This is a genomic window from Allobosea sp. GW821-FHT10B12 (genome assembly GCF_059415545.1).
Genome location: NZ_JBWKNL010000013.1, coordinates 116976 through 123174, shown reverse-complemented (window position 1 = coordinate 123174; position 6199 = coordinate 116976). Strand labels below are relative to the sequence as shown.

Below are 6199 nucleotides of genomic sequence, written 5' to 3'. Positions count from 1 at the left end.
ACGTGGAACTCGCCATACCACTTGTTGACCGCGACCATCTCGACCGCCGTCGCCGTGTTCAGCGCCGTCTGCTTCAGTGCCGCGGGAGCCGGAGCCAGTGTCATGATGTCGTCTCCTAGCGAGAGGCTGGACCGCGCCGCTCGAGAAAGTCGGCGAAACGGGCGAACGAGAAGGACAGGGAAAAGAAGATCGCGCCGATGAACAGGAAGGTTTCGGCCGCGGGCGACGGCCAGGCCGGATCGGCGAGGGCAGCTTTGCCCGAGCTGATCAGATCGAACAGCCCGACCACGAGCACCAGGCTGGTGTTCTTGATCATCACGATGATCGTGTTGGCCAGGGCCGGGATCACCACCCTGATCGCCTGCGGCAGGATGACGAGATATTGCGTCCGCCAGAACGGCAAGCCAAGCGCCGCGGCGGCTTCATATTGCCCTTTCGGGATTGCCTGCAGCCCGCCGCGGATGACTTCGGCGAGATAAGCCGCCGCGAAAATCGTCAAAGCGACGAGGGCGCGCACGAACTTGTCGGGCAGCAGCGCCTCCGGCAGGAACAGCGGCAGCATGATCGAGGCGACGAAGAGGATCGAGAGCAGCGGCAGGCCGCGCACCGACTCGATCGCGACCACCGCGCCGATCCTGACCGCCGGCATGGTGGAACGGCGCGCCAGCGCCAGGAGGATGCCGACCGGAAAGGCGATCCCGATCGCGACAACGGTGAGGATCAGCGTCACCGGCAGGCCGCCCCAGGCCGAGGTCGGCACCTCCTCGAGCCCAAGACCGCCGCCCATCAACCAGACGATCAGCGCGAGCGCCGCGGCCCAAAGCTGGACCAGTCGCGGCGTCCAGCTCGCCGGCCGGACCGACCAGCCGAGCAATGCCAGGATCAGCACGCAGACCAGAGCCGGCCGCCAGCGCGCGTCGACCGGATAGATGCCGAACAAGAGCTGCCCCGATTTGGCGTAGATGAAGCTCCAGCAGGCGCCCGACGCCGCGCGGCAGGCGGCAGGGTCAGGGTTGAAGAGGACCGCATCGAGCACGAGCCAGCGCAGCATGGGCGGCACTGTAATTACGAGCAATGCGCCGAAGACCAGCGTCAGGGCGGCGTTCAGCGGCGAGCCGAACAGCAGCTTGCCGCTCCCGCGCAGGGAGGCCAGCAGCGGCGCAGACCAGGCTCGCGCCGGCACGGGAGTCTTGGGGAGAGAAAGCGATATCGTCTTCACGGCGTCAGCGCTCCACGATCGCGATGCGGCGGTTGTACCAGTTGGCAGCGCTCGACAGGGTCAGGTTGAGGCAAAGATAGACGCCCAGGATGATGAAGACGCCTTCGATCGAATGGCTGGACTTGCTGATGATCGTGTTCATCACCGCGAGGAAATCCGGATAGCCGACCGCGATCGCCAGCGTCGAATTCTTGACGACGTTGATGTACTGGCTGTTGAGCGGTGGCACGATCACCCGCAGCATTTGCGGAACGACGATCAGGCGCAGGATCCTGGCCCGCGACAGGCCGAGCGAGCGGCCGGCATCCCATTGCCCGGTGCCGACCGACAGAACGCCGCCGCGGACGATCTCGGCGATGAAGCCGGTGGTGTAGACGGTCAGGCCGATCAGAATGGTGCTCAGTTCCGGTGTCAGCTCCAGGCCGCCGCGAAAGTTCGAGCCGGTGAAGACCGGCCAATCGACAAGGAGCGCGACATCCGCCGACCAGAGACCGAGCAGCAGCAGGGCGGCCGCGCCCCAAGCCATTCCGCTCCGGAAGCGCTGAAGCGAGCTTACCCGCCAGGCGACGACGCCGAGCAGCAATGCGGCGAGGATCAGCCCGACACCCGCGCTGTCGATCTCGAACCTGATGGCGGGAACGACGAAGCCGCGCATCGAGGCAAAGACACCCGGAAGCGGATTGAGCGCCTCCCCGACCGGCGGAAAGATTTTCCACCACAGCGAATAGAGGAAGATCAGCAGCACGATCGGGGGCGAGTTGCGCGTGATCTCGACCCAGACGCGGCAGGTGCCGGCGGCGAGCGGATTGCTGCTCAGCCGGGTCACGCCGACGATCAGGCCGAGAACCGACGAGAAGGCGATGACGAGCGCCGAGATGAAGATCGTGTTCGCGAGACCGACGACGATCGCCCAATAATATGGATCACGCGATTTATAGGAGAGGATCGCCTCGGAGATGACGATCCGCGACGGCATCGCGAGGAAGTCGAATCCGATCGGGATGCCGCGCGCCTGCAGGTTCGCGAAGGTGTTGCTGACCAGAAGCGTCGCGACCCCCGCGACGACCGCCACCAGCGTGCATTGGATGACGATCGACCTCGTCCTGGCATCGCTGAGCATGCCGTCCTCCCAGTTCCGACACGATGATTGAAGGGGGAGCGCTCGCGCGCTCCCCGGCGGCGCCTAGTCGAAGGGGAACGGATAGTTCAGCCCGCCATCCTTCCAGAGCGCGTTCAGGCCGCGCTCGACCTTGAGGGGGCTGTTCTTGCCGAGGTTGTTGTCCCAGATCTCGGCGTAGTTACCCATCTGCTTGATGACGTTGTAGGCCCATTTGTCATCGAGCCCGAGCGGCTTGCCGAAACCCGGTTCCTGGCCGAGGACGCGCTTGATCTCGCTCGTCCCAGTCTTCAGCTTCTCGTCGATGTTCTTGGCGGTGATGCCGTGGAGCTCGGCCCAGAGGAGGGCGTTGACCGTCCAGCGCGTGAGGTCGAAGAGCTGCTCGTCGCCACGCGCCACCGCGACCCCGTTCGGCTCCGCCGCATGGCCGACCTTGATGATGTCGTAGTCGTCCGGATTCTTGGCGACCGAGGCCCGCTGCCCCGCCGCGGCCGTGCCGTCGGTGACATAGGAATCGCAGCGGCCGCCGAAGAAGGCGTCGCGGGCCTGGACCGTCGAGTCGAAGTAGACCTTCTTCATCGCGATCCCGTGCTCTTCCTCGGTCTCCTCGATCGCCTTCTCGGTCAGGCTGCCGCCGCCCTGCAGGCAGACGGTCTTGCCGGCGAGCTGCTTGGGATCGGTGATCTTGTCGGCCTTACGCACGAGCAGGCCGTCGGTGTCGTAGAGCGTGATCCAGACGAAGCGGACCACGGTGTCGCGCGAGAAGGTGATGGTCGAGGTGCGCGAGAGCACGTCGATCTCGCCGGTCTGCAGCGCCGGGAAGCGCTGGCCGGCATTGAGCGGCACGAAGCGGATCTTGTCCTTGTCGCCGAGGATGGCCGCCGCGAAGGTCCGGCAGATATCGGAATCGAAGCCGCGATAATAGCCGTTCTCGTCGGGACGCGAGAGGCCGGGCACGCCCTGGCTCGCGCCGCAGCTGAGATAGCCGCGCTGCTTGATCTTGCTCACCGTGCTTTGCGCAGTAGCAGCGCCGATGCCCATAGCGAGGCCTGCGACGGCGAAGGCCGCGCCTGCCATGATCTTCAATCCCGTCATCGTCATCTCCTCCCCTGTTTGAACTTGGTCGTTGTCATTCCGCGGCCCGGCTGCCGGCCGGTTCTGCCTGAAGTCCTTCCGCTTCCGCGAAGACCGCGAAGGCCTGGGCGAGATCGGCGAGCAGGTCGTCGAGCGCCTCGAGGCCGACCGACAGGCGCCAGACCGGCCCGCTCGGCAGCCAGTCGAGGCTTGTCCGGCCCTTGCGCGGATCGCTGACCGCGACCAGCGAATGCACACCGCCCCAGCTCGCTCCGAGCCGGAACAGCTGCATCCGGCGCAGAGCCCGTGCCTGCAGCGAGGCGAATTCGGGTCGCAGCACGAGCGCGAACACAGCGGCGGACCCGGCGAAGTCGCGCTTCCAGATGTCATGGCCGGGATGCTCCGGCAGACATGGGTGAAGGATGCGCGCAATTTCAGGACGGCCGGAGAGCCATGACATCACGCCGAGCGCCGTACTGGCGGCATGGCGCATACGGACCGGCATGGTCATCAGGCCGCGTTCGCACAGCGCGCAATCCTCCGGCGAGACACCGTAGCCGAGGAAGCGCGCCACATCCTTGAGCCGCCGGAACAGGGCGTCGTCGCGCACGGCGAGCGAGCCCATCAGCAGATCACCATGGCCGCCGGCATGCTTCGACAAGGCCTGCATGCTGATGTCGACGCCATGCGCCAGCGGCTTGAACAGCAGATGCGAGGCCCAGGTATTATCGGCCGCGACCAGCGCGCCGACCTTATGGGCCGCAGCGACGACCGCGGGCACGTCCTGGACCTCGAAGGTCGCCGAGCCCGGCGATTCCACCCAGATCAGGCGGGTCCTGCAATCGAGCAAGCCGGCAATCCCTGCATCGAGACGTGGATCATAGGAGATCGCCTCGACCCCCAGCGGGCCGAGGAAACCGAAGATCATGTCGCGGGCCGGGCCATACAGCGTCTCGGGCACTAGGACCTTGTCGCCGCTGCGGCACACCGCCATCGTCGCCAGCGCCAGAGCTGCCATGCCGGAAGGCACGACCAGCGCCCTCGCCGCGCCTTCCAGCTGCGCGATATGATCCTCGAGCTGGCGGCTCGTCGGCGTTCCGTAAAGCCCGTAGCTGAAGCCGTCATAGACGCGCTCGCTGCGCCGCTCGAACGCGCCGAGATCATCGAAGACGACCGTCGAAGCACGCTCGACAGGCATCGCGACCGCTCGGAAAGGCTCGCGTGAGCGCTCGGGCGGGTGGATGTGGGAGGTGTCGTCGGATCGGGCCATGGCCGACAACTAGCCGGCTGGGCCATTGCCATCCATGGCCACAACGATAGAGTTGATCCGATTTTGATATGAGCTTTCGATGAACCTGCGCGACATCGACGTCTTCAACGCGATCATGCTCAGCGGCGGCGCCGGCGCCGCAGCCGCATTGCTCGACACTTCCCAGCCAGCCGTCAGCCGCTCGCTCGCCAAGCTCGAAGCGGAGCTCGGCTTCAGCTTGTTCGACCGGATCCGGGGGCGACTGGTGCCGACCCGCGAAGGCCAGCTCTTCCACGCCGAGGTGAAGGCCAATCTGGTCGGCCTCGACCGCCTCAAGCTGCGTGCCGCCCAGATCAGGGAAGTCGGCGCCGGCACGATCCGCGTCGCCAGCCTGTCGGCGCTGGGGCATGGCCTGGTGCCGCGCGCCATCGCCTCGTTCTCGCGCAAGCATCCGCAGGCGCGGATCAGCTATCAGGTCCGCACCTCCCATGTCGTGCGCGACCTCGTCGCTTCGGGCAGCTTCGACATCGGGCTCGCCGCCGACGAGGTCGATACCACCGGCGTGCTGCACAGCGTCTTCACCACGCCGCGGGCCGTCTGCGTCATGCCCAGGGATCATCGGCTGGCGAGCCGCACGGTGATCACGCCGCCCGATATCGAAGGAGAAGGCTTCCTCGCGCTCGCGCCGGAGGACACGGTTCGCCTGGCGATGGACCGCATCTTTGCCGAGCATGGCGTCCAGCCGCGGATCCTCGTGGAGACTCCCTATGGCGTCACCATCGCGATCCTCGCCGCTCAGGGTCTCGGCCTTGGCCTCGTCAATCCGTTCATCATCGCCGACCGCATGATCGGCGACATCACAGTCCGCCCGTTCGAGCCCGCCGTCCATTTCCGGGCCTTGCTGCTGCGTCCACCCGACGGCGTGAACTCGCGCCTGGTCTCCGATTTCGCCGCCGAGCTCTATGCCGTCAGGAACGCGTTCGGGGTCGCCGACTGAGACAGTGTCAGGCAGGTCGGCTCAGGCGCCGTTCCGGACGGCGCGGAACTGCGCGATGAACGCTTGCGGATCAGGGAGCGAGGCCATGCGCGCGACCTCGCGCTCCTTCGGAGCCTTCGCTGCCAGCCCGCTTGCGCTGGGAGGAAAGAACTGGATCGCCGGCGTGCCCTCGATGCCGTAGCGCGCCGCCAGCCCCTTTTCGGTCAGCTTGCTGCCGTCGAAATCGGTGACCTCGCGCGCGCCGAGGATGTTGAGATGCAGCACCGCGAAATTGTCGCGGATATAGCTTTCGATCGCGGGATCGGCGAGATGGACCTCGTGCATGCGCCGGCAGGCCGGGCAATTGCGCAGGCCCCAGAGGATCGCGAAGCGCGTGCCGCCCTGGCTCGCATTGGTCAGGTCCTCGGTGAGGTCGAGAAAGCTCTCAAGATACCAGTCCTCCTGGTAGAGCCCGTCCTCGCCGAGTTTTGCCTTGGCCAGGGCCGGCGCCGACGCCATGGCAATCAGCGAGCTCGCCAGCAAGCTGCGTCGTGTGATCATGGC

General features: G+C 66.2%; 6 protein-coding genes. 1 reads left to right on the top strand and 5 read right to left on the bottom strand.

Annotated features, from left to right (window positions below; all coding sequences use genetic code 11):
- Positions 1-115: 115 nt before the first annotated feature.
- The 4 genes from AC07O0_RS28220 to AC07O0_RS28205 form a co-directional block, all read right to left on the bottom strand.
- On the bottom strand, positions 116-1219 hold the full coding sequence (locus AC07O0_RS28220) for an amino acid ABC transporter permease (RefSeq protein ID WP_494627844.1): 1104 nt from the start codon (positions 1217-1219) through the stop codon (positions 116-118).
- Positions 1220-1223: 4 nt separating this feature from the next.
- On the bottom strand, positions 1224-2339 hold the full coding sequence (locus tag AC07O0_RS28215) for an amino acid ABC transporter permease (RefSeq protein ID WP_494627842.1): 1116 nt from the start codon (positions 2337-2339) through the stop codon (positions 1224-1226).
- A gap of 63 nt (positions 2340-2402) precedes the next feature.
- Positions 2403-3431, bottom strand: a complete 1029-nt coding sequence (locus AC07O0_RS28210) for a transporter substrate-binding domain-containing protein (RefSeq protein WP_494627840.1) — start codon at positions 3429-3431, stop codon at positions 2403-2405.
- A 34-nt stretch (positions 3432-3465) separates the two neighbouring features.
- Positions 3466-4680: a trans-sulfuration enzyme family protein gene (locus AC07O0_RS28205; protein WP_494627838.1), complete on the bottom strand. Its 1215-nt coding sequence runs from the start codon at positions 4678-4680 to the stop codon at positions 3466-3468.
- A gap of 79 nt (positions 4681-4759) precedes the next feature.
- On the opposite strand from AC07O0_RS28205, the gene AC07O0_RS28200 reads away from it, so the two are divergent.
- Positions 4760-5656, top strand: a complete 897-nt coding sequence (locus tag AC07O0_RS28200) for a LysR substrate-binding domain-containing protein (RefSeq protein WP_494627836.1) — start codon at positions 4760-4762, stop codon at positions 5654-5656.
- Positions 5657-5677: 21 nt separating this feature from the next.
- On the opposite strand, the gene AC07O0_RS28195 is transcribed toward AC07O0_RS28200, so the two are convergent.
- Complete coding sequence (locus tag AC07O0_RS28195) at positions 5678-6196, bottom strand: thioredoxin family protein (protein WP_494627834.1); 519 nt, start codon at positions 6194-6196, stop codon at positions 5678-5680.
- Positions 6197-6199 lie beyond the last annotated feature (3 nt).